The organism is Corallococcus sp. AB045, from assembly GCF_003668895.1.
GTDB classification, from domain to species: Bacteria; Myxococcota; Myxococcia; order Myxococcales; family Myxococcaceae; genus Corallococcus; species Corallococcus coralloides.
On sequence record NZ_RAWN01000014.1, the window covers coordinates 47,692 to 69,539 of the forward strand.

Consider the following 21,848-nt stretch of genomic DNA (forward strand, 5'->3'; position numbering starts at 1 on the left):
GGGCATCATATCAGCGCCGGACACTCCCCAGGCCTTCGGGGGGTCACAAACAGGCCAGGGGGGCGGGGATGGGATAGCCTGGGCCCCATGGTGCGAAGCCGAAGCGTCCTATTCGCGGCAGTCCTCGTCGCCTTCACCGCCGGTTGCGCCTCCCAGCGCCTGTCCGGCGCGGACCTGGACCGGGTCCAGCGGCCCGCCTTCATCTCCCGCATCGAGGACGGCGCGGGGCCCAAGAGCAAGGTGTTCCAGGAGGACAGCGCGTACTCCGACAAGCTCAAGAAGCTGGAGCCCAAGGAGGCGGACCGCCGGCTCACCGTGAAGCTGCAGCAGGCGGTGACGCGCTTCGAACTCTCCGAGCGCCTGCGCGTCACCACCCTGTCGCGCCTGCCGGAAGAGGCCCCCTGGACGAACGCGGTGGACCCCGCCCGGGTGGCCTCCGCGCTGGAGAGCTTCCTGGTGGAGGAGGTGCCCGCCAACGCGCCGGACTACGACTTGATGGCCCCGCTGGGCGCGGACACCATCGTGGAGTTCGTCATCCAGGACTACGGCATGCGCAGCGATGACGGGCACGCCGGGGCCTACCTCAAGGGTTACGGGCGCATGTTCCGGCTGGACGGGCGCTCGGAGCTGTGGCGCCGGCCGTTCGACCTGGACGCGGTGGAGCAGGGCGCGCAGCACCTGGATCCGTTCAAGGTCGGCAAGGATCCGGAGCTGTTCCGCCTGGCCATGACGGACCTGTTGGACAAGGTGGCGGACATGTTCGTGAAGGACCTGACGCCCACGAACCGCAAGGGCGCGGCTCCCTCGGGCAGCAACGCGCCGGACACCGTGCCCTCCGCCGTCACCCCCGCGCCCACTCCGCCCGAGCACCAGCTGCCCCCGGGCGAGCTGCCGGATCCGGATGCCTAGAAGAGGGCGTGCTCCGCCAGGAGCACACCCAGGCCCACGGCGAAGCTGATCAGCGTCACGGGCACGCCCACGCGCAGGTAGTCCATGAAGCCCATGCGGACCTTGCCGCGCGCGGCCTCGAAGACGATGAGATTCGCCACGCTGCCCACCAGCGTGAGGTTGCCCGCGAGCGTGGAGCCCAGCGCGAGCACGTGCCACGCCAGCTCCGGCTCCTGCATGGACGGCACCCACGCGCGCGCCAGCATCACGAAGGGCACGTTGCTGAAGAGGTTGGACGCCACCAGCGTCAGGCCCGCGAAGCCCAGCGTCTCGCGCCACGGAGGCCCGGCCATCAGCGGGGAGAACATGTGGCGGATCTCCTCCGCCCAGCCCGCCTTGTGCACCCCGTGCACGACGACGAAGAGGCTGGCGAAGAAGAGCAGCAGCACCCAGTCCACGCGCTCCAGGGCCTCGCGCGGCTCGTGCCCGGACAGGGTCATCACCAGCACGCCGCCCGCGAGCGCGCTCCAGCTCATGGGCAGCCCGGCGAAGAACGCCACCACCACGCCCAGCAGGCCTCCCAGCCCCAGCACGAGCAGCCGGCGATCCACCTCCAGCGGGGGCGGGTGCGTCTCGAAGCGCGCGGACGGCAGCTCCTTGCGGAAGAGGTAGAGCAGCGCCACGGCGACGATGAGCGTGGAGAGCACCGCGGGCAGGGCCATGTACGCGGCGAACCGCGCGTAGCCCAGGCCGGACGCGCCCTGGATCAGCATGTTCTGCGGGTTGCCGGTGAAGGTGGCCACGGAGCCGCTGTTGCTGCCCATGCACACCGCGAGCAGGTACGGCACGGGCGGCAGGCGCGCGTCCTCCACCACCACCAGCACCAGCGGCGTGAGGAACAGACACACGGTGTCGTTGACGAGGAACGCGGACAGGAACGCGCTCACGAACGTCACGGCCACCAGGAGCAGCCGCGGCGTGTGCGCGACCTTGAGGGCCTTGGCCCCGGCGGCGCGGAAGAAGTTCGCCTGCGCCAGGTACACGGCCAGCAGCATCATCCCCAGCAAGAGGACGAGCGTGTCCATGTCGATGGCCTGCTGGCCCCGGTCCGCGCTGTGACCGAAGACCTCCGCGGGCGTGACGGCCCCGGCGACGACCATCAGCGTGGCGCCCAGCAGGGCACCTCCGGGACGGTCCAGCTTGATGAAGGGCAGCCTCGCCCCGGCGATGAAGATGTAAGTGAAGAGGAAGATCGCGAGCGCCACGGGCGCGGGACACTAGGGTCCGCGCCGGAGGCCCGTCGAGGTCCGCCGGAGCCGCCTGTCCAGCAGGGAATCGGGCCGGCTACTGTCGGGTGGGAATGTGGGTGATGGGCCCCCAAAAGACCGCCGTGGTGGGTCCTGACGCGCGTTGTCCTTCCGGGTACACGTCTGTACAGTGGCCGGCCCTATGAAGCCCGAGAAGGAAACCGAGGCCTTCTCCGGCCCGCGCCGCACGCCGTGGTCGGGGGCTCGCGGGCTGGATGCAGTCCTCCAGGGATGGCGGACGGACCGGCAGGTCTGGCCGAACATCGTCCACGACGCCGTGACGCCGGCCCGCGCTGGCGTGTTCGCGCCGCTGCCGGAGGGGCTGTCCCCCCAGGTCCGGGACGCGCTCAAGCGCCGGGGTGTGGAGCAGCTCTTCTCCCATCAGGCGGAGGCCTTCGAGCGGGCCCGCGACGGGGAGAGCCTGGTCATCGCCACGCCGACCGCGTCCGGAAAGAGCCTCTGTTACAACCTGCCGCTGTTGGATCGCTTCGCGCGCGAGCCGGAAGCGCGGGCGCTCTACCTGTTCCCCACCAAGGCCCTGTCTCGCGACCAGGAGGAATCGCTGCGCGCGTTCATGCGCGAGGCGGGCCTGGGCCACGGCGCCATCACCTTCGACGGTGACACGCCGGGGGACGCGCGCCGGGCGGCCCGGGAGCGCGCGGGTGTGGTGCTCACCAACCCGGACATGCTGCACACGGGCATCCTGCCGCACCACGCGAACTGGGCGCGGCTGTTCTCGAACCTGCGCTACGTCGTCATCGACGAGCTGCACACGTACCGGGGCGTCTTCGGTTCGCACCTGGCGAACGTGCTGCGGCGGTTGCAGCGGGTGGCGCGGTTCCATGGGGCATCGCCCACGTTCATCCTGGCGTCGGCGACCATCGGCAACCCGAAGGCGCACGCGGAGCGGATGCTGGGGCGCGAGGTGGCGCTCGTATCGGAGAGCGGGGCGCCGTCCGGCGAGCGCCGGGTGCTGGTCTACAACCCGCCGGTGGTGAACGCGGAGCTGGGCATCCGCGCCAGCTATCTCAAGAGCGCGGTGCGGCTCACCTCGGACCTGGTGCGCGCGGGCGTGTCCACGCTGCTGTTCGGCCAGTCGCGCAACAACGTGGAGGTGATGCTCAAGTACCTGCGCGACCGGTTCGTGGAGGAGAAGCTGGACCCGTCGCTCATCCAGGGCTACCGGGGCGGCTACCTGCCGGGCACCCGCCGCGCGACGGAGGCCGCGATGCGCGCGGGCGAGGTGCGCTGCGTGGTGGCCACCAACGCGCTGGAGTTGGGCATCGACATCGGGTCGCTGGACGCGGTGGTGTGCGCGGGCTACCCGGGCTCCGTGGCGGCGCTGGCGCAGCGCTTCGGCCGAGCGGGCCGGCGCGGCATGGGGAGCCTGGCGCTGCTGGTGACGTCCAGCGCGCCGTTGGATCAGTACTTCGCGGCGGATCCACGCGCGCTCACGGGAGCACCGGTGGAGCATGCGCGGATTGATCCGGACAACGTGGAGATATTGGTCCAGCACCTGAAGTGCGCGGCGTTCGAGCTGCCCTTCGAGGAAGGGGACGCGTTCGGCGACGTGCCGGTGGAGAACACCACGGAGGCGCTGGACTTCCTCACGCAGCACCAGGTGGTGCACCCGTCGCAGGCGCCGGAGGGCGGGCGGCGGATGTTCCACTGGTCTTCGGACGCATATCCAGCGCACCACGTGTCGTTGCGCAGCGTGGGCTGGGACAACGTGGTGGTCATCGAGCGCGGCACGGACAAGACGCTGGCGGAGATGGACTTCCGCTCGGCGCACACGCAGCTGCACGAGCAGGCCATCTACCAGCACGACTCCGAGCAGTATCAGGTGGAGATGCTGGACCTGGAGAACCACAAGGCGTTCGTGCGCAAGGTGGCGCCGGACTACTTCACGGACGCGATGACGAACGTGCGCGTCAGCGTCATCCAGGAGGACCAGGGCGCGCCGCTGGGGCCCGCGCTGCACGCGGGGCTGGGCGAGGTGTCCGTCATCGAGAAGGTGGTCGGCTACAAGAAGATCAAGTTCCACACGCACGAGAACGTGGGCTACGGCGACGTGCGGCTGCCGGAGATGCAGATGCACACGTCGGCGCTGTGGCTGACGGTGCCGGAGGCGGTGGTGCGGAGCATGGACGCGCCCCGGCCCGCGGTCATCGACGCGCTGCGAGGCCTGGGCTCCGCGCTGCGCACGGTGGCGTGCGTGGGGTTGATGAGCGACCCGCGCGATCTGGGCCGCACGCTGGGCAGCAAGGACGAGCCGGACGGTCCGCCGCGCAAGGAGGGGGGCGTGGGCTTCGACCCGACGCTGTTCCTCTACGACAACGTGCCCGGTGGCGTGGGGCTGGCGGCGCGGCTGTACGATCAGCGCGAGGAGCTGCTCCTGCGAGGGCGCAAGCTGCTGGAGTCATGCCCATGCGAGGACGGGTGTCCGGCGTGCATCGGGCCCGCGGCGGGTGGGCAGCCGGGGAGCGCGCAGTCGGGGTCGCATCCGCGCAAGCGGCTGGCGTTGGACCTGCTGGCGGCGCTCGGCGTCGCCGGGGTGCAGTGAGGAGCACGGGCGCGGCATGGACCTGAAGCGCAAGCTGTCCCGACTCACCAACGCGGGCCCCGGCAGTCAGGCCCGGGCGCCCGTGAACGCCGTGGTGGAGACACCGGCGGTGGAGGCTCGCGCGCAGGGCGCGGAGGTGGCGCGGATTCCGCCGGTGGAAGAGGCGGGGACGACCACCATCGCGGAGGTGCTGGTCCAGGCGCTGCGCAAGCGCATGTCCATGGACGGGGAGGGGGAACCTGCCCTCGATGTGCCTCCTCCTCAGGACGTTCCCTCCCAGGAGGCCACACGGGCGGACGGCCTCGTGGACCTGCGCGAGGAGGCGCGGCGGCGGTTCGCTGCGAAGCGCGGCGGCGCGGCGGATGGCGCTTCGGATCCACGGGTGGAAGAGCTGCGCCAGATGTTGTCGTTCTGGGCGGAGCGTCAGGGCACGGCGTCCGCTCGGAAGGCGGTGGCGCCGGTCCCCGAGCCTCGGGCGCTGCCTGTGGAGGCCCGGTCGACGCCGCATGGCACGGTGCACGTAGCCGATCAGGTGTATGCGCCGGACCACCGTCACGGCACGGCGCCGGTGGCGGCGGCGCTCGACGTGGAGGCGCGGCTGGTGGCGGGGCTGGCGCTGCATCCGGAGCTGGAGTCGGTGGACTTCACGCGGATGCTGATGCTGGACACGGAGACGACGGGGCTCGCGGGCGGCACGGGCACGGTGCCGTTCCTGGTGGGCCTGGGCTGGTTCGAGGGCCGCTCGATGCGCGTGCAGCAGCTCTTCCTGCGGCGCATGGGAGAAGAGGCGCCCATGCTTCGCCTGCTGGCCGAGCGCATGGCGTCGTCGTCCTGTCTCGTCACGTACAACGGCAAGAGCTTCGACTGGCCGCTGCTCCGCACGCGCTTCGTGCTCAACCGGGTGCCGGTGCCAAAGGAGCTGCCGCACCTGGACCTGCTGCACTGCGCGCGGCGCGTGTTCAAGCACCGCGGCGAGGGCGCGCGGCTGGTGCACCTGGAGTCGAAGGTGCTGGGGCATCACCGGGTCGGGGACGTGGACGGTTCACTGATCCCGGAGCTGTACTTCCGCTTCCTGCGAGGCACGGACGGTTCGGAGCTGGTGCCGGTGCTGGAGCACAACCAGAAGGACCTGCTGCTGCTGGCGGCGCTGATGGGCGATCTGGTGCGCCGCTTCCAGTCGGAAGGCACGGAGCAGCAGGACCCCCGGGATCTGCTGGGCTTCGCGCAGGTGGCGGAGAGGGCAGGGGACGCGGCGCGGGCGCTGACGTTCGCGAAGGCCGCGGCGGAGAGCGGAGGCCCGGTGGGAATCGAAGCGCTGGTGCTGGCCTCGCGCCTCTGCCGCCGCTCGGGGGACTGCGAGACGGCGGTGGCGCACCTGCAACGTGCGCTCACGTTCGCGAAGCCCGGGCAGGGCGCGGTGCTGCACCTGTCCCTGACGAAGCTCTACGAGCACTCCCTCAAGGACCTGCCCCGGGCCCTGTACCACGCCAGGCTCGCCGCCCCCGTGGAGCTGCCCGAGGACCACCAGCTCCGCCTGGAGCGTCTGGAACGCCGGCTGTCGCGTCAGGGGGCCTGAGCATCGGGCCGCCTCACGGCAGCGCATCACGCAAGCCCGGGAACCACGCGACGAGCAACCGCTGCGTGCCCAGCTTCACCTGGGCCCGGCCCGACTCGCCGTCCTGGTAGACGCGCTTCTTGCCGTCACGCTCGTAGTTCCGGGCCGGCACGTGCGCCCGGATCAGCACCGCGCCTTCCGGGTACGCCGCGTCTCGCTGCTGCGCCTTCGTGAACTGGAGCGACTCCTCCGGGCCTTCCACCTGCTCGATGACCGTTTCGAGCGGGTGGGGCATGCCCGGCGTCTGGAATTCCAACGTCATTCCCGGGGCCAACTCCGGCCGGTAGTCCTCCGAGAACAGCACGTAGAGCGACGGCAGCACCGCGTCCCGGTTCAACAGGCTCGCCACCGGCTGCCCCGCCCCCACCCGCGCCCCCTTCGTCACCGACACCCGGCCCACCATCGCCGCCAGGGGCGCCACCACTTCCGCGGCCCCGGACGCCGTCTCCAGCCGCGCCACCACCTGACCTGCCTGGACCTTCTGGCTCAGCCCCACGTGCACCGACATCACCTGCCCCGCCACCGGGGCCGGGACATCCACCCACTCTCCCACCTGGACGAGCACCGGGCCTCGCGCGGAGCGCTCCACCCGCACCATCCCCGCGAGCACCCCCAGCGTCACCACCGCGCCCACCGCGCTCCAGGCCCACGCCCGCCGTGAAAAGCGGGACGCCGACTTGGGAGAGGAGGGGACAGGCGTCGGAGGGGATTCGGTCCGCGGATCCATGCACGGAACAGGATGATCCATCCCGGCCTCCCTGCGCCAGGACTGGTTGGAACGCGGGATTCACCGCCAGGCCTTCAACCAGATCCCCGAAACTTGACGGACGCGCACGCCTGCTCGCCCTACAGGGATGTATCCCTGCATCGTCCCGGGGCACCTTGTGCCATGCTGCATGGCGCCTCGTGGATTCCTCCTTCCTCAAATTCGGGTCCCTGGTCCTCGCCGGACTCCTCGCCCCGGGCGCGTTCGCGGCGGAGCCGACGCGCGAGGAACAGGTGCGCGCGGAGCTGGAACGCCAGCTGCGCGACATGGTCCCCGAATCCCCCTCTGAAGTGCAGGTGCTCTTCGCGGGCTTCAAGCCCGAGGACGGCTACCGGCTCGTGGAGACCGACTTCCTCCTGGATGGCGAACCGCTCGCCGTCCCGGGGCTGGAGGAGCTCAACGCGCCCGGTGTCCACCGGCTCGCGAACCTGAAGGTCGAACCCGGCGAGCACACCCTCGTCTCGCGCGTCACGTACACCAACGGCTCCTGGAGCCTGTTCAGCGAGACCAACGGCTTCCTCTGGAAGATCACCGCCTCCGTCGGCTTCCAGACCCAGCGCGGCCTGCGCGTCGTGGTGAAGGCGTCCCCCAGCGTCGTGCCCAACGCGCCGGATCCGCGCCTCAAGCTCAAGCTCACCCACGCCGTCACCGCGGAGATGATCCAGCCGCTGAAGGACGAGCCCGCCGTCGTCACCGCGCCGCCGCCCGTGAAGCCCGCGCCCGTGGATGCCGGCGCCCCGGTGAAGGTCGCCCAGCCCACGCCGGACGCGGGCGTGAAGCCCACGACGACCGTCGTCTCCGTGACGCCGCCCGTGGAGCGCCCGCCGGTGGCCGCCAGCCGCCTGCGCCTCCAGGTGACGTCGAAGAAGCCCACCAACGCCACCGCCTTCGTGCGCGGCACGGGCGAGCCCCTGAAGCTCACCGTGCCCGGCAAGAAGCCGCAGGACGTGCCCCTGTCCGCGGGCGCGTACACCGTGGACCTCATCGCCGACGGCTTCCTCGCGCAGACGCGCCAGGTGGAGCTGGCCGCCGGGGCGGACACGTCGCTCGCCTTCGCGCTGGTGCCCGCGCCCAAGGCCGCCAAGGCCGCCAAGGTGCAGGAGGGCCGCATCGAGCTGCCCGATCCCCTGAGCTTCGACGAGAAGAAGCCCGTGCCCGCCAAGGCCTCGCTCACGGGCCTGGACCTGGCGGTGGACCTGCTCGTGCGCGACCCGAAGGCCCGCCTGCGCATCGAGGGCCACACCGACTCGCGCGAGGTCCCCGAGCCCGCGCGCCAGAGCCTCTCCGACGCTCGCGCCCGCGCCGTGGCCGACATGCTGATCCGCGCCGGCGTGGCCCCGTCCCGCGTGGAGGCCGTGGGCCTGGGCGACCGCAGCCCCAAGGCCCCCAACCTGATTCCTCGCGGCCGTGAGCTGAACCGCCGCGTGGAGCTGGTGCTGCTGCGCCCCTGAGCCTTGAGGTTGCTGGAGGGCTCCTCTAGCGTCCCGGGCGTTCTTCGCCAAAGGGACGCGCGATGCCTCGCTACGAGTTCACGGAAGGCAGCTCCAGCAAGTTCTGGGAGATCACCCTGGAGGGCACCACGCTGACCAAGCGCTGGGGCCGCATCGGCACCGACGGCCAGGAGAAGGTCGAGGAGTTCGACTCCAAGGCGGAGGCGAAGAAGGCCTACGACTCGCAGATCCGCGAAAAGGAAGGCAAGGGCTACACGCTCGCCAAAGGCGAGGACAGCGACGGCGGAGAGGCCACCGCCGAGTCCGCCGTCAACCCGGACCTGGAGGCCGCCATCCTCGCGAACCCCGACGACGAGAAGGGCTATCTCGCCTACGCCGAATGGCTCAAGGGTGAGGGAGACCCGCGCGCTGAGCTGATCCTCCTCCAGCACTCCGCGCTGAACGCGCCCGCGGCCACGCGCAAGAAGGTGGCGAAGCTCATCGAGGACCACGCCAACGAGCTCCTGGGCGAATCGCTGACGGAGGCCATCTCCGACGAGTCCCTCAAGCTCGAGTGGCACCTGGGCTACATCCGCGAGGCCCGCCTGGGCCAGGTGGACTACGACTCCACGACGGACATCGCGGACCTGTTGGCCGAGCTGCTGGCCCATCCCTCCGCGCGGTTCCTGAGCCGTCTGACCCTGGGCATGGCCAGCTTCGACGGCGAGAACGACTACGACGAAGCGCTGACGGTGCTCGCGAAGGCGAAGCCCGCGCCGCCGCTGCGCTCGCTGTTCATCGGCGACTTCGAGTTCCCGGACGAGACGGAGATCTCCTGGACGCAGGTGGGCGACCTCAAGCCGCTCTACAAGGTCTACCCCCGGCTCCAGGAGCTGCGCGTGCGCGGCGGTGAGATCGGGTTCGGGAAGATCGACCTGCCGGAGCTGCGCTCGTTCACCGTGGAGACGGGTGGCCTCGGCCAGGGCTCGGTGAAGGACATCGTGAAGGCGAAGTGGCCGAAGCTGGAGTCGCTGGAGATCTGGTTCGGCCAGGAGAACTACGGCGCGAGCGGCGGGGTGAAGGACCTCAAGCCGCTGCTCGACGCGGAGGGCGTGCCGGCCCTGCGCAAGCTGGGGCTGCGCAACGCGGAGTTCACGGACGAGCTGTGCGCGGCGCTGTCCAAGTCGAAGATCCTGGCCCAGATTGAAGCGCTGGATCTGTCCATGGGCACCATGAGCGACGCGGGCGCGGACACGCTGGCCCAGAACGCCAAGGCCTTCGCGCACCTCAAGACGCTGGACGTCACCCAGAACTTCCTGACGAAGGCGGGGCAGAAGACCGTGGCCAACGTCGCGAAGTCCGTGGCGAGTGGCAACCAGCGCGAGCCCTACGACGAGGAGTCGCGCTACGCCGCCGTGGGCGAGTAGCCCGTCTCCATGCCGCCGTTCCTGATCATCGGCAACCCCGGGAACCGGCGCGTCACGCTCTTCCAGGAGGCCCTGGTTCGCGCCGGGCTCCCTCCCGCGCACGTGGTGGCGTGGGAGACGGTGGCCCGCGCTCCCGACGTCCTCCTGGAGCTGCCCGACACGGAGCGCATCGTCCGCATCGACGCGGCGGGGGAGGACGCGGCCGTGGAGCGCGCCTTCCTCCAGCGCGGCTACGCGGATGCGCTCGGCGCGGGCTGCGACACCGTGACGCCCGAGCAACTGGAAGCACTGCCAGATGAACACGGCCGCGTGCTGTGTCCCCGGCAGCACCACCTGGGCTTCCTGCGCGTGCTGGATGACCTGGCCACGCGGTTCGCCCAGCGTCCCCACTGGCGCGTGCTGTCCTCGCCGGGAGCCATCGCGGACCTGTTCGATAAGCGGACCACGTCGCGCCGGTACGCGGGCCTGGGCATCCCGGTTCCGCCGTTCCTGGACGTGGCTCCGGGCACGACACCGGAGGCCCTGCGCCATACCCTTCGCGAGGCGGGCTTCCGCGAGGCGTTCGTGAAGCTGTCCTGCGGTTCGTCCGCGTCGTGCCTCGCCGTGTACCGGCCTGGCCTGGCACAAGGCTCGCTGCTCACCAGCCTGCACCGGGGCGCCACCGGCTGGTTCAACTCCCTCAAGGTGCGCCGGGTGACGGACGCGCGGGAGGTGGACGCGGTGCTGTCCTTCCTCTTGCGCGAGGGCTCACAGGTGGAGGAATCCCGGCCCAAGGCCCGGCTGGGCGGGGACATGTTCGACTGTCGGGTCCTCGCGGTGCGCGGCGAGCCCGTCTTCACCGTCGTGCGCCAGAGCCGGCTGCCCATCACCAACCTGCATCTGGGCGGCTACCGGGGGGACATGGACGCCTTCCACGCGGCGGTGCCACCCCACGAACTGGAAGCCGCGATGGAGAGCTGCCGCGCCGTGGCCCGCGCGCACGACTGCCTCCACGTGGGCATCGACCTGATGTTCGAGGACTTCTTTCACGGCCACCGCGTGCTGGAGGCGAACGCCTTCGGGGACCTGCTCCCCGGCCTCACGCGCGACGGGCTGTCCGTCTATGACTGGGAGATCCGCGAAGCGCTGCGCTGAGCGCCGCCCGTCCACAGCCGCGTCGCCGGCACACGCTCCAGCAGACCGGAGCCGAACACGCGATCCAGCTCCAGGTACTCCAGGTGCACGTAGCCGATGTGACACCCGCACGTGTCCTTCGAGCATGGACGCGGCTTCAACGCCGCATCGAAGTCCGGCGCATAGAGGTTGCCCAATGGCTCCTTGATGAAGTGGCACCGGTACGCGGTGCCGTCACCATCCACCGACAGCACGGACTCGCCGCCACGGCAGGCCCGGCCCCGGCTGGGATGGCGCGTGTTGTTCACCGGGAAGAGCGGGTCGATGCGGGTGAAGCGCTCCACGTCCTCGGGCGTGTACGCATCCAGGCCATCCTTCACCGCGTTGATCCACAGGTACGTGTCCTCGGGCAGTTCGCGGCGCAGGGCCTCCGCCTCGTCCGCGAAGCGCCGGAAGCCCACCATGCCCGCGCTGTGCCGCACGCCTTGCTCCGACAGCCGCTCGCACTGCGCGAGGAAGCGCGAACGTTTCATCCACTCCGGATGGTACGTGGCCCAGATGCCCAGCTTCTCCGTGAGGCAGTCCGTGAGCCAATCCAGCCGGCAGGAGAGGTTCGTCTGCACCGCCGCGCGCTCCACGTGGGCCAGGTGCGTCAGCCGCGCGAGTGCCTGCTGATACCAGGGCCAGATGAGCGCCTCGCCCCACGGCGTGAAGAACACGGACACGGTGTCCTGCGTGCGCGACTCCACCCACTGGAGGAACCGCTCCAGGTCCGCGCGGTCCTTCGTGAGCTCCTCCTCGCTCTGCTTCCACTTGCCGAAGGGGCAGTACTCGCAGCCGTAGTTACAGCCGGACAGCGGGCCCCGGTAGAGCACGGTGAGCTTCATCGCCAGGCGTACTCCGCCATGCGCGCGCTCACGGCCTCCGAGTCCAGCCAGGGGCCAATCAAGTCGGAGCGCTCCACGCCCGCCGGAGTGAGCTGGAACACGCCGTCCACGTCGCGCGCCAGCCCGTGCGCCTCCAGCTCCGCGAGCATCGGGAAGTCCACCTTCGCGTCCGTGCCGAAGCGCTGGCGGTACACGCCCGGGTCCACGCCCTCCGCGAGCAGCGACAGCACCAGGTGCCGGTGGCGCTGCTCGGCCGCGTCCAGCACGAAGCCGTAGCGCACTTCACCGAAGGACGCTGTGTCCCGTTCGCTGTACGCCTGGATGATGCCGCGCACCTCGCGCGATGCCACCGCGTATTCGGACGAGTAGTGCACCGCGCCCGTGTACGAACGCGCCCCCACGCCCAGGCCCACCATGCCGTCCTCCTGGCAGCGATACACCGCGCCGCGAGCCGCGGGAGCATGCGCCGCGCGGAACATCCGCATGGACACCTGCGTGTAGCCGCGAGACAGGAGGAAGTCCCGGCCGGTCCGGTAGAGCGACAGCCGCAGGTCGTCCCACGCGCGCGACTTCTTGCCCAGGAAGGTGAGGGGCCGCACGTAGAGCGGGTAGAGGTACAGCTCCTCCGGCGCGTACCGCAGCGCCGCCTCCAGCGAGTGGAGGAACGTCTCCACCGTCTGGCCCTCGATGCCGTAGATGAGGTCCAGGTTGAGCGTGGGGAAGCCCGCGCTCCGCAGCAGGTCCAGCGTGGCCTCCACCTGAGCGGTCTTCTGCGGCCGCTTCACCGAGGCGACCTCCGACTCCAGGAAGCTCTGCACGCCCATGCTCACCCGGTCCACGCCCCGGGCCTTCAAGAGCGCCACCTTGTCCGCGTCCACCGTCTCCGGCGACACCTCCACGGACATGGGCACATCGCGAGGGTCCACGCCCAGCTCCGCCGCCAGGTCGAACACCGTCTCCAGCCCCGCGACGTCCAGCAGGGTGGGGGTGCCACCGCCAATGGCGGCGCGCGCGAACGTGGCCGGCCCCAGCGCCTCCTTCACCCGGCGGGCCTCGCGCTTCAGCGCGGCGAGCCACGCTTCGACGACGTCCTCCTTCGGGCCCGCGGCGGTGAAGAGGTTGCAGAACCCGCAGCGCATCTCGCAGAAGGGCACATGCAGGTAGAGGAACAGCGCGTCCCGCCGCTCCTTCGCCCAGACGTCCTCCAGCGGCAGCGCGGGCGTGAGCGGGCGGTAGGCCGTCTTGTGCGGGTAGCCGTAGAGGTACGCCACGTACGGCGTCCCTTCGAGCATCGACTCCAGGCGCGTCATGGCGCGGAGTCTACCGGCAGCACGAACTCGCCATAGGGCACCGTCCACACCACCGGGTGCCCCAGCCGGTGCCCCGTGTAGCCGTCCTCGCCGTACGCCGTGCCGTGGTCCGAGCACACGATGCAGAACGCCGGGCCACGCCGGCTCAGCGCCTGGAACAGGGGCGGCAGTTGGCTGTCCACGTACGCCAGGGCCGCCGCGTGCGTCGCCTTGGAGTCCTCCGTCGCCCCGAGCACGTAGTGCCGGTTGGGCTGGTGCAGCGCGGAGACGTTGATGAACAGGAACACCCGCTGCTCCCGGGGCAGTGACCCCAGGATTTTCACCGCGAGTGATACCTGATTTTCCGTGGACCGCGGGTCGGTGACGCCCAGCGTGGGGTCCCAGTGCGCCTCGGAGAAGAGGCCCGGGAGGACGCGGCCCAGGGGGTTCCTCTGGTTGAAGAACCCCGTCCCGCCAATGCACACCGTGTGATAGCCGCGCCCGGCCAGTCCCGTGACGAGGTCCGGCGCGTCCAGCACGCAGGTGCCGGGGCCCGTCGTCTCGCTGCCCTCGAAGCGCAGGGCGAAGGGGCGAGGGTGCCGGCCCGGGGTGACGTGGGTGGGGAGGAAGCCCGCGAAGAAGGCCTGGTGCGCGGCGTAGGTGAAGCTCGCCGGGGTGTGCCGCTCCTCCCACCGGCCGCCGGGCAGCAGCGCGGCCAGGGTAGGGGTGCGGCCTGCTTCCAGCTCCTCCCGGGCCACGTCGTAGCGGAGCGTGTCCAGCGTGAGGAAGAGCAGGTCGTGCGTGCCGACCCGTGCGTTCAGGTCATGCATGCGGACCGGAGGGGCGGGGAGGGGACCTCATCGATGGGAGGTCCCATACCCCGCCCGGGACGGCGGGACTACGACATCGGCGCGGTCTCGGCCGGGGGGCGCGGCTGCGCGGGGGCTTCCGCCGGCATGGACTCCAGCGGGCGGCGCGCGGCGTTGGGGCGCTGCGTGTCCACCGTGGAGTTGTAGAGCGTCGTGGCGAAGGTCTGCTGCCCGCCCGTGGACAGCGTGCGGAAGGCGCGGTCCAGCGCCTGCTGGCCGCCCTGCAGGCCCTGGCCCATGGTGCGCTCCACCAGCGCGCGCGCCTGCTGCTCGTTGAGGCGCACGGAGAACGGGCCGGTGCCGGACGCCGCCGCGTCGTCGCGGGAGAAGGCGCCGCGCGCGATGGACGCCGCGTTCGGATCCGTGAAGGTCAGCTCGTAGCTCGTCTCCGGGGACTGGCCGGGACGCGTGGTCGTGGTCGCCACCACGGAGTCGTTGATGGCCGTGCGCGCCCGGCCGTTGCCGTCCGCGCCCACCTGCATCTCCGTGGACTGGGTGCTGCCCGCCACGTTGCGGTCCGTCTGACGCACGGTCTGATCACCCGCGCCGTCCGCGCCGAGCGCCGTCCGCCGCTCGGAGGAGGCCACCTCCTGGCCCAGCACGCGTCCCTGGCGGGTCTGATCCAGCGTGTCCGTGCGCTGCACGTTGCTCACGCCCGCACCGTTCTCGCGGGGCAGCTGGCCGGTGCGCATGAAGTCGTCATAGGCCGCGCGGCCTTCCGGCGTGCGGATGTTGAAGTCCGCGGACTGGGTCTGCCCCAGGCGCTGATCCTGCCGGCCCTCCAGGCCGCGGATGTTGGTGGCGTCCTGCTGCCGGCCCTGGCCCGTCACCGTGGCGCGCACGGTGTCCTCCGACGTGCGCTGCACCTCATAGCGCTGCGTCTGGGTGCGGTCGTACGACGTGCTCAGCCCCAGCCGCTCGCCCAGCCGGCCCGGGCCCGCGCGCAGGCCCGCGTTGAAGCCCGCCTGGCCCTGGACCTCCGCCCGGGCGCGGGTGCCCACCGGCCACGTCTCCGGAGCGGCGGGGTTGGGCAGCTGGCCATTGCGGATGGCGTCCGTGGCGCCCTCGCGCGGCACCTCCACGCGCAGGCTGCCCTGCAGCCCGAACGAACCGCCCGCGCTCACCGGCCCCAGCCGCGTCGGCACACCGCCCCGGGGCGTCGAGCCGCGGTTGCCCACCTGCCCCTGGGCCTCCAGGACGAAGTTGTCACCCTGCGTCGTCACCCGGGCGCGGCCCGAGGGGCGCAGCGCGGCGGCGGGCGAGAACGAGTCGCGGTTGCGCTCCGCCGCGGCCTGCGCCTCGGGCGGCTGCTGCGCGGGGGCCTGCGTCCGCGGCGCGCTCGCGGGGCGGTTGGCGGGGACCGTCGACTGCGTCGGCTGGAACGTCGGCGTGGGACGGTTCGGATTGATGGAAGTCATGGGTATTGAGGTTATCGACCTTTCCCACGGTTTGTTTCCGCTCAGTGTGTGGCTCTTACACTCCTGATTCTTGAGAGATTCCAGCTACTTCCACCCAGCCAGAACCACCTGAGCCTACTCGGAGCGAACGTCCCTGGCGCAAAAAGCACGCCCTATTGCAACTGAGTGGCAAGGACTTGAAATACGGCATTAATGCGTATTACATGTTTTTCTCCTTTTGAGGGGAGTGCACGACATGCAGAACATGCGGAAGCGGTTCTCGACGTCTCGTGGTGGCTGGCGGCCGGTGACGGCGCTGGTGCTGGGCTGCACCCTGGCGGTTCCTGCTGGAGCGCTCGCGGCGGAGCGCACCCCTTCATCAGCCACGCGGGCTCCGGCGGCGCCGGGCGCGGCGGTGGCGACGGCGCTCAAGGCGGGGGGCACCACGCTGGCGACGCCGTCAGGGTGGGTGTTCCACCAGACGGCGCGGCCGGTCAGCGGCCTGCGCACCCTGGACGTGGCGAGGGACACCGGCGTGCAGCTGCACGTCTGGCGTGAGCGGCAGGCGGACGGCACGGAGCGCGCCTTCTCCGCGTACACGCGCGGCGGCTCGGAGCTGCTGGGCCGCGTGCAGCAGGAGGAGTACCTCATCCGGCTGGCGGAGGCGTCGTTCGACCCGCTGGCTCGCACCGCGCCGCTGCTGGGCAACGCGCTGGTGGCGGACCGGGACAACACCCTGTCGCTGGTGCAGTTCCACGGCACGCCGCTGCCGGAGTACCGCGAGACGATCGAGAACGCGGGCGGCAAGGTGCTGCGCTTCCTGTCGGACCACACGTACCTGGTGGAGATGCCGTCGGAGGTCCGCGCTCGGGTGACCCAGCTCCCGGCCGTGCGCTGGGTGGGGGACTACCATCCGGAGTGGCGCCTGGAGCCGGTGCTGCGGGACGCGCTGCTCGGACGGGCGGCGGCGCTGGCGCCCCAGCGCTACTCCATCATGCTGGGTGAGGGCGGCGCGGCCCGCCAGGCCCGCGTGACGGCGCTGGTGGAGCGGCTGGGCGGCAAGGTGGACCTGGTGGAGCCGGGTGGCCTGCGGGTGGAGGCCACGCTCAACCAGGAGCAGCTGGCCTCGGTCGCGCGCGCCAACGAGGTGCAGTTCATCGACCGCTGGGGCGGCCCCGGCGAGGTGGACATGGACATCGTGCGCGAGACGGGCGGCGCCAACTACGTCCAGGGGCTCAAGGGCTGGAACGGGCAGGGCGTGCGCGGGGAGATCTTCGACACCGAGCTGCGCACCACCCACCGCGAGTGGCCCACCGCGCCCATCATCCACAGCACGGGCACGTCCGGTTCGCTGCACGGCACCAGCTGCTACAGCCACAACTTCGCCAGTGGCGTGGATCCGCTGGCCAAGGGCATCTTGCCGGGCGGGCAGGGCATCTTCTTCCTCTACTCGGAGGCCACGCAGTTCGGCGGCACCAAGTCCCGCCTCGCGATGAATCAGGAGCTGCTCAACCCGAACGGCCCCTACCGCGCGGTGTTCCAGACCTCCAGCGTGGGCAGCACGCTGACGACGGCGTACACGACCATCTCCGCGGAGGTGGACGACTACCTGTTCAAGGCGCCCCTCCTCAGTACGCAGTCGCAGAGCAACAACGGCACGCGCAACTCCCGGCCGCAGGCGTGGGCGAAGAACATCGTCTCCGTGGGTGGCATCCGGCACTACAACACGCAGGCCCGCACGGATGACCGCTGGTCGTCGGGCGCGAGCATCGGCCCGGCGGCGGACGGCCGCATCAAGCCGGACCTGGCCTTCTACTACGACAACGTGCGGGGCGCGTCCGGCTCCTCGGACAGCGCGTACACGGAGTTCAGCGGCACCAGCTCCGCCACGCCGCAGACGGCGGGCTACTTCGGCCTGTTGCACCAGATGTGGCACGAGGGAGTGTGGGCCGGCCACGGCAAGAAGGCGGACGTCTTCACCAGCCGCCCGAAGATGGCCACCGCCAAGGCGCTGATGATCAACGGCGCGTCCAAGTACAACTGGCTGGCTGGCGGCGCCAACGCGGACATCGACCGCAACAAGCAGGGCTGGGGAACGTCGGACGTCAAGCGCCTGTACGACCGCGCCGCGAAGACGTTCGTCGTGGACGAGACGGACGTCCTCGCGCCGCTCGGCTCCAAGACGTACACCTTCACCGTGGCCAGCGGTGAGCCGGAGCTCAACGTCACGATGGTCTACACGGATCCGATGGGCACGGTGGGCGCGGCCCGGGCGCGCATCAACGACCTGTCCCTGCGAGTGACGGCGCCCAACGGCACCGTGTACTGGGGCAACAACGGCCTGACGGCGGGCAACGTGTCCACGTCCGGCGGCGTGTCCAACAAGGTGGACACCGTGGAGAACGTCTTCCTCGCGAACCCCGCCGCGGGTTCGTGGAAGGTGGAGGTCCTCGCGGATGAGGTGGTCCAGGACGCCCACACGGCGACGGCGGCGGTGGACGCGGCCTACGCCCTGGTGGTGAGCGGCGTGAACCTCAACGCGAAGGCGCCGTAGTCGTTCCCGTGCGCGGGCTCCGGTGTGTCCGGGGCCCGCGCCGTGACGGTCACTGCTCGGGCTTCGCGGGGGCCTTCTGATGGACCACGGGCTTCGCGGTGCGCTGGAGGACGGGCAGGGACGGGCTCAGCGTGCCCAGGTAGAGCCGGCCGTGGAAGCCCGTCTCACCCGGCGCGGCGAAGAGGGCCACCTTGCGCGGCGTGTTGGGCTCCTGGCGCGCGTCGGCCGCCGGGTTGATGCCGTGCACGTCGCAGTCCACCTGCTGCCAGACGTTGAAGCGGCAGGCGTAGTGGGCGCCGCGCGCGAAGCCCACGTCCAGGGCCCGCACGGGCGAGGAGGGCAGGGCGGCCGTGAGGCGGTGGCCCATGGGTTCGAACTTCGAATCCCAGTTCACGCCGCCGGTGCGCACGTGCACGTCGCCCGCGAGCACCAGCATCCACGCGTCCGGGTTCTCCTTGCGGAAGGCGATGAGGTTCGCGGCCATCTCCTCCTCGCGCGCGTTGCCCGCGGCCTGCTTGGAGTCGAACGCCACCACCGACACGGCGTGGCCCTGGTGCCGCAGGCGTCGCGCGGCCTCCAGCAGGTGGATGACACCCGCGCTGCTGCGGCCGTCCTGATCCACGCGGCGGAAGAAGTCGCTCAGCACGAGCAGCCGCTCCAGGTCCGCGTCCGTGCCGGCGCTGGTGAGGTATTCGTCGAGAGCGCCCTGATCCACGGACGGCACGGACAGGGCCAGCGCCACGGGGAGCTTCTTCGCCGTGGCGTCGCAGAGCATGCGCGCGGCGGCGTCGGGCAGCTCGCGCGTTCCCATGGGGTCCGCCACCAGCACGGTGCCGCCCTGCGTGAGCAGCGCGTCCACGCCCTCCACGGGGTCGCCGCAGCGGGGCGCGGCTTCGGGCGTCTCCGGGGTCCAGCCCGCGACCTTCACGTCGCGCACGGGGATGGAGGCCTTGCCGCCGACCAGCTCGAGCGACGGGACCATCTCCAGGCGCATGAGCAGCTTGCGCTCCTGGGGCAGGTCGCGGATGCCGCGGCGCAGCCTGAAGCCCTCCATCTGCGGGACGGCCTCGAAGGTCTCGTGGGCGAACACCTCGCGGTTGTGGTTGTAGTAGTGGTCGTTCCGCTTCTGGCTGCCCGGCTCGGGCGTCTGCTGCGTGACGGCGTCCTCCGCCTCGCGGTACTGGAGCCGGAAGATGCGCACGATGGACTGGCGAGGGCCGACCTCTTCGGGGCGCACCAGGTAGCGTTCGAAGGTGCGGTTGCCGCGCACGTTCACGCCGATCTCCCAGGACTGGGAGTACAGCTCATGCGTGGTGTTGTTCTCGAAGATGTCCAGGCGCTGCTCTTCCAGCAGGCGGCGCGCGACGAACATCGCCTCATCCAGCGGCACCAGGTACACGCGCTCCACGGTAGGGATGGGCTCCGTGTCCAGCGGATCCCCATCCAGTCCGCGCGAGATGCTCGTGCATCCCGTCATGCACAGAAGTCCCAGCGTCCAGTGCCACCGCATGGTCCTGCCCCCTTTCGTGGACGGGGACAGCCCAAGGCGGCACCATCCCCGGACACCTGAGTCTAGCACTCCAGGTGTGGAAATTGCGCCCCCTGGTCTCAGTGCTCCGCTTCCGCGGGCTTCGTGCCGCCATCCTGCTGCTGCTGGGCCACGGGCGGCGTGGTGCGATGGATGACCGGCGGTGAGGCGTTGAGCGCTCCCACCCAGAGCCGGCCGTGGAAGCCCGTGTCGCTGGGCCTGTCGAACAGGGCCACCTTGCGCGGCGTGCCCGGCTCCTGGCGCAGCTCCGCGGTCGGGCTGAGCGCGAAGACGTTGCAGTCCACCTGCTCCCAGATGTTGAACCGGCAGGAGTACTGCGAGCCTCGCGTGAAGCCCACCTCCAGCGCCTTCACCGGCGACGCGGGCAGCGCCTTCGTCAGCCGCCAGCCCAGCGGCTCGAAGTCCTTGTTCCAGCTCACCGGCTTCGTGCGCACATGCACGTCACCCGCGAGCGCCAGCAGCCACGTGTCCGGATTCGCCTGGCGGTAGGCGATGAGGTTCTTCGCCATCTCCGCCTCGCGCGCGTTGCCGGAGGCGTTGTTCGAATCGAACGCCAGCACCGTCACGGCGTGCCCCTGCGCGCGCAGCCTGCGAGCCTGCTCGATGAGGCGGAGCAGGGCGCCGCTGCTGCGGCCGTCCTGATACACGCGGCGCCAGAACGAGCTCACCACCAGCAACCGCTCCAGGTCCGGGCCGTGGCCCCCGCTGGCCAGGTATTCGTCCAGCGCGCCCTGGTCCTCCGACGGCATGGACAACGCCAGCGCCACCGACAGCTTCTTCTCCACCGCGTCGCACAGCATCCGCGTGGCGATCTCCGGCAGCTCGCGCGTGCCCAGCGGATCTCCCACCAGCACCGTGTTCCCGGCCGTGAGCAGCGGCTCCACGCCCTTCAGCGGCTCACCGCACTTCACCGGCGGCGGCTGGACCGTGTCGTCATCCCAGCCCTCCACCTGCACGGCGCGCACGGGCGCGTTCGTCCTGCCTCCCACCAGCTCCAGCGACGGCACCATCTCCAGCTTCGCCAGCAGCTTGCGCTCCAGGGGCAGGTCGCGCGTGCCGCGCACCATCTTGAAGCCCTCCATGTCCGGCACGCCCTCGAACGTGAAGCGCTCGAACGTCTTCCGGGAGAGGTACTTCTCCTCGTCCTGGATGCGCTCGTTGAGCCACTTGGGCTTCACCTCGATGTTCGTATCCTGCTCGCGGTAGCTCAGGCGGAAGACGCGGATGATCGACTGGCGCGGCCCCAGCGACGCGCCCTTCACGAAGTAGCGCTCGTAGGTGCGGTTGCCGGGCAGGTTCACCCCGGGCTCGTGCGCGGACGTGTAGAGCTCGTGGTGACCCGCGCGCTCGAAGACGTCGTAGCGCTGCTCCTCGAAGACGCGCCGCATGGTGAAGAGCGCCTCGTCCAGCGGGACCAGGTACACCGTCTCCTCGGTGGGGACCTCCTCGTCCTCCGGCGTTTCGGCATGGAGGTCCCTCGTCAGGCTCGCGCAGCCGCCGACGCACAACGACAGTCCCAGCAACCAGTGAAACCGCATGGCATGACCTCCGGCCCACCCGATGTGCTCCGATGTTGCTAGCGACGGGGGTGCGGCGTCCCGGCTCCCACGGCCGGGACGACGGGAATCAGTCTACCGGGAAACGCACGGCAAACACGTCTGTCAGGCAGAACGGGTGGGAGCGGCTCCCTGGCCCGTGAGCGAGCGGACGACATCCAGCGCGTGTTCGGCGTGCTTCTTCACCTGGATTTGCGAGTCGAACGCGTAGCGGATGGTGCCGCCCTTGTCCGCGACGAACGTCACCCGCCCGGGCAGGAGCCCCAGGAAGTTGGTGCCCACCCCGAAGGCCTTGCGCGCCGCGCCATCCGGGTCGCTGAGGAGCCGGAAGGGGAGGCGGTACTTGGCGACGAACTTCTCGTGGGACTCCGCGGAGTCGCTGCTGATGCCCACCACGTCCGCGCCCGCGTCCGAGAAGTCCTGGTACTGATCCCGCAGGCTGCAGGCCTGGACGGTACATCCCGGGGAGTCATCCCTCGGGTAGAAGTAGATGACCATCGCCTTGTCACCCATCAGGTCACGCAGGCGCACCGGCGCGCCGCCCGGCCCCTGCAGTGTGACATCCGGAACCGCATCCCCTTCTTTCAGCATCTTGGCCATGAAAGTCCCTCTCCTCTCGGGCGGGAGCATGGACCGCG

General features: G+C 70.7%; 16 protein-coding genes. 7 read left to right on the forward strand and 9 right to left on the reverse strand.

Annotation, left to right across the window (positions count from 1 at the left end; genetic code table 11):
• Window positions 1-87 precede the first annotated feature (87 nt).
• Complete coding sequence (locus D7Y21_RS05635; RefSeq protein ID WP_199735364.1) at window positions 88-909, forward strand: hypothetical protein; 822 nt, start codon at window positions 88-90, stop codon at window positions 907-909.
• On the opposite strand, the gene D7Y21_RS05640 is transcribed toward D7Y21_RS05635, so the two are convergent.
• Window positions 906-2,153, reverse strand: coding sequence for an SLC13 family permease (locus D7Y21_RS05640; RefSeq protein WP_120563208.1), 1,248 nt, complete (start codon window positions 2,151-2,153; stop codon window positions 906-908). The two genes, D7Y21_RS05635 and D7Y21_RS05640, sit on opposite strands and share 4 nt — an antisense overlap.
• Window positions 2,154-2,337: 184 nt before the next feature.
• Between D7Y21_RS05640 and D7Y21_RS05645 the strand changes: the two genes are divergently transcribed.
• Window positions 2,338-4,758, forward strand: a complete 2,421-nt coding sequence (locus D7Y21_RS05645; protein WP_199724259.1) for a DEAD/DEAH box helicase — start codon at window positions 2,338-2,340, stop codon at window positions 4,756-4,758.
• Between the two features lie 16 nt (window positions 4,759-4,774).
• A complete protein-coding gene (locus tag D7Y21_RS43415; protein WP_121711721.1) occupies window positions 4,775-6,334 on the forward strand; it encodes a ribonuclease H-like domain-containing protein in 1,560 nt (519 codons plus the stop codon).
• A 13-nt stretch (window positions 6,335-6,347) separates the two neighbouring features.
• Here the strand turns inward: D7Y21_RS43415 and D7Y21_RS05655 are convergent, their stop codons facing one another.
• Window positions 6,348-7,100 carry a biotin/lipoyl-containing protein gene (locus tag D7Y21_RS05655; RefSeq protein ID WP_158627237.1) on the reverse strand — a complete coding sequence of 251 codons (753 nt, stop codon included), beginning with the start codon at window positions 7,098-7,100 and terminating at the stop codon, window positions 6,348-6,350.
• A gap of 179 nt (window positions 7,101-7,279) precedes the next feature.
• Between D7Y21_RS05655 and D7Y21_RS05660 the strand changes: the two genes are divergently transcribed.
• The 3 genes from D7Y21_RS05660 (at window position 7,280) to D7Y21_RS05670 (ending at window position 11,130) form a co-directional block, all read left to right on the forward strand.
• Entirely contained in the window at window positions 7,280-8,590 is a 1,311-nt protein-coding gene (locus D7Y21_RS05660; RefSeq protein ID WP_199735365.1) for an OmpA family protein, read from the forward strand.
• A 62-nt stretch (window positions 8,591-8,652) separates the two neighbouring features.
• Window positions 8,653-9,996 carry a WGR domain-containing protein gene (locus D7Y21_RS05665; RefSeq protein WP_121711727.1) on the forward strand — a complete coding sequence of 448 codons (1,344 nt, stop codon included), beginning with the start codon at window positions 8,653-8,655 and terminating at the stop codon, window positions 9,994-9,996.
• Between the two features lie 9 nt (window positions 9,997-10,005).
• Window positions 10,006-11,130 carry an STM4014 family protein gene (locus tag D7Y21_RS05670; RefSeq protein ID WP_121711729.1) on the forward strand — a complete coding sequence of 375 codons (1,125 nt, stop codon included), beginning with the start codon at window positions 10,006-10,008 and terminating at the stop codon, window positions 11,128-11,130.
• Here the strand turns inward: D7Y21_RS05670 and D7Y21_RS05675 are convergent.
• The 4 genes from D7Y21_RS05675 to D7Y21_RS05690 all read right to left on the reverse strand — a co-directional run bounded on the left by D7Y21_RS05675 (window position 11,097) and on the right by D7Y21_RS05690 (window position 15,572).
• Complete coding sequence (locus D7Y21_RS05675) at window positions 11,097-11,996, reverse strand: STM4011 family radical SAM protein (RefSeq protein WP_121711731.1); 900 nt, start codon at window positions 11,994-11,996, stop codon at window positions 11,097-11,099. The genes D7Y21_RS05670 and D7Y21_RS05675 overlap by 34 nt on opposite strands.
• Window positions 11,993-13,306 (reverse strand): STM4012 family radical SAM protein, encoded by a 1,314-nt coding sequence (locus D7Y21_RS05680; RefSeq protein WP_121711733.1) that lies wholly within the window; start codon window positions 13,304-13,306, stop codon window positions 11,993-11,995. The genes D7Y21_RS05675 and D7Y21_RS05680 overlap by 4 nt, the downstream gene beginning before the upstream one ends.
• Complete coding sequence (locus tag D7Y21_RS05685) at window positions 13,303-14,115, reverse strand: STM4013/SEN3800 family hydrolase (protein ID WP_121711735.1); 813 nt, start codon at window positions 14,113-14,115, stop codon at window positions 13,303-13,305. Before D7Y21_RS05685 ends, D7Y21_RS05680 begins: the two co-directional genes overlap by 4 nt.
• Window positions 14,116-14,183: 68 nt before the next feature.
• Window positions 14,184-15,572: a hypothetical protein gene (locus D7Y21_RS05690; RefSeq protein ID WP_121711737.1), complete on the reverse strand. Its 1,389-nt coding sequence runs from the start codon at window positions 15,570-15,572 to the stop codon at window positions 14,184-14,186.
• A 235-nt stretch (window positions 15,573-15,807) separates the two neighbouring features.
• Here D7Y21_RS05690 and D7Y21_RS05695 point away from each other — a divergent pair, with 235 nt between their 5' ends.
• On the forward strand, window positions 15,808-18,105 hold the full coding sequence (locus tag D7Y21_RS05695) for a S8 family serine peptidase (RefSeq protein ID WP_121711739.1): 2,298 nt from the start codon (window positions 15,808-15,810) through the stop codon (window positions 18,103-18,105).
• 49 nt (window positions 18,106-18,154) lie between these two features.
• On the opposite strand, the gene D7Y21_RS05700 is transcribed toward D7Y21_RS05695, so the two are convergent.
• The 3 genes from D7Y21_RS05700 to D7Y21_RS05710 form a co-directional block, all read right to left on the reverse strand.
• Window positions 18,155-19,615 carry a hypothetical protein gene (locus D7Y21_RS05700; protein WP_121711741.1) on the reverse strand — a complete coding sequence of 487 codons (1,461 nt, stop codon included), beginning with the start codon at window positions 19,613-19,615 and terminating at the stop codon, window positions 18,155-18,157.
• Window positions 19,616-19,713: 98 nt separating this feature from the next.
• On the reverse strand, window positions 19,714-21,192 hold the full coding sequence (locus D7Y21_RS05705; RefSeq protein ID WP_121711743.1) for a hypothetical protein: 1,479 nt from the start codon (window positions 21,190-21,192) through the stop codon (window positions 19,714-19,716).
• A 123-nt stretch (window positions 21,193-21,315) separates the two neighbouring features.
• Complete coding sequence (locus tag D7Y21_RS05710) at window positions 21,316-21,810, reverse strand: peroxiredoxin (protein ID WP_120563224.1); 495 nt, start codon at window positions 21,808-21,810, stop codon at window positions 21,316-21,318.
• Between the last annotated feature and the right edge of the window lie 38 nt (window positions 21,811-21,848).

Bases quoted from the DNA above. Each gene is read 5' to 3' on its own strand.
- D7Y21_RS43415 (WP_121711721.1), top strand. From the start codon at position 4,775: ATGGACCTGAAGCGCAAGCTGTCCCGACTCACCAACGCGGGCCCCGGC.
- D7Y21_RS05685 (WP_121711735.1), bottom strand. From the start codon at position 14,115: ATGCATGACCTGAACGCACGGGTCGGCACGCACGACCTGCTCTTCCTC.
- D7Y21_RS05705 (WP_121711743.1), bottom strand. From the start codon at position 21,192: ATGCGGTTTCACTGGTTGCTGGGACTGTCGTTGTGCGTCGGCGGCTGC.
- D7Y21_RS05680 (WP_121711733.1), bottom strand. From the start codon at position 13,306: ATGACGCGCCTGGAGTCGATGCTCGAAGGGACGCCGTACGTGGCGTAC.
- D7Y21_RS05665 (WP_121711727.1), top strand. From the start codon at position 8,653: ATGCCTCGCTACGAGTTCACGGAAGGCAGCTCCAGCAAGTTCTGGGAG.
- D7Y21_RS05675 (WP_121711731.1), bottom strand. From the start codon at position 11,996: ATGAAGCTCACCGTGCTCTACCGGGGCCCGCTGTCCGGCTGTAACTAC.
- D7Y21_RS05690 (WP_121711737.1), bottom strand. From the start codon at position 15,572: ATGACTTCCATCAATCCGAACCGTCCCACGCCGACGTTCCAGCCGACG.
- D7Y21_RS05700 (WP_121711741.1), bottom strand. From the start codon at position 19,615: ATGCGGTGGCACTGGACGCTGGGACTTCTGTGCATGACGGGATGCACG.
- D7Y21_RS05635 (WP_199735364.1), top strand. From the start codon at position 88: ATGGTGCGAAGCCGAAGCGTCCTATTCGCGGCAGTCCTCGTCGCCTTC.
- D7Y21_RS05710 (WP_120563224.1), bottom strand. From the start codon at position 21,810: ATGGCCAAGATGCTGAAAGAAGGGGATGCGGTTCCGGATGTCACACTG.
- D7Y21_RS05670 (WP_121711729.1), top strand. From the start codon at position 10,006: ATGCCGCCGTTCCTGATCATCGGCAACCCCGGGAACCGGCGCGTCACG.
- D7Y21_RS05695 (WP_121711739.1), top strand. From the start codon at position 15,808: ATGCAGAACATGCGGAAGCGGTTCTCGACGTCTCGTGGTGGCTGGCGG.
- D7Y21_RS05655 (WP_158627237.1), bottom strand. From the start codon at position 7,100: ATGGATCCGCGGACCGAATCCCCTCCGACGCCTGTCCCCTCCTCTCCC.
- D7Y21_RS05645 (WP_199724259.1), top strand. From the start codon at position 2,338: ATGAAGCCCGAGAAGGAAACCGAGGCCTTCTCCGGCCCGCGCCGCACG.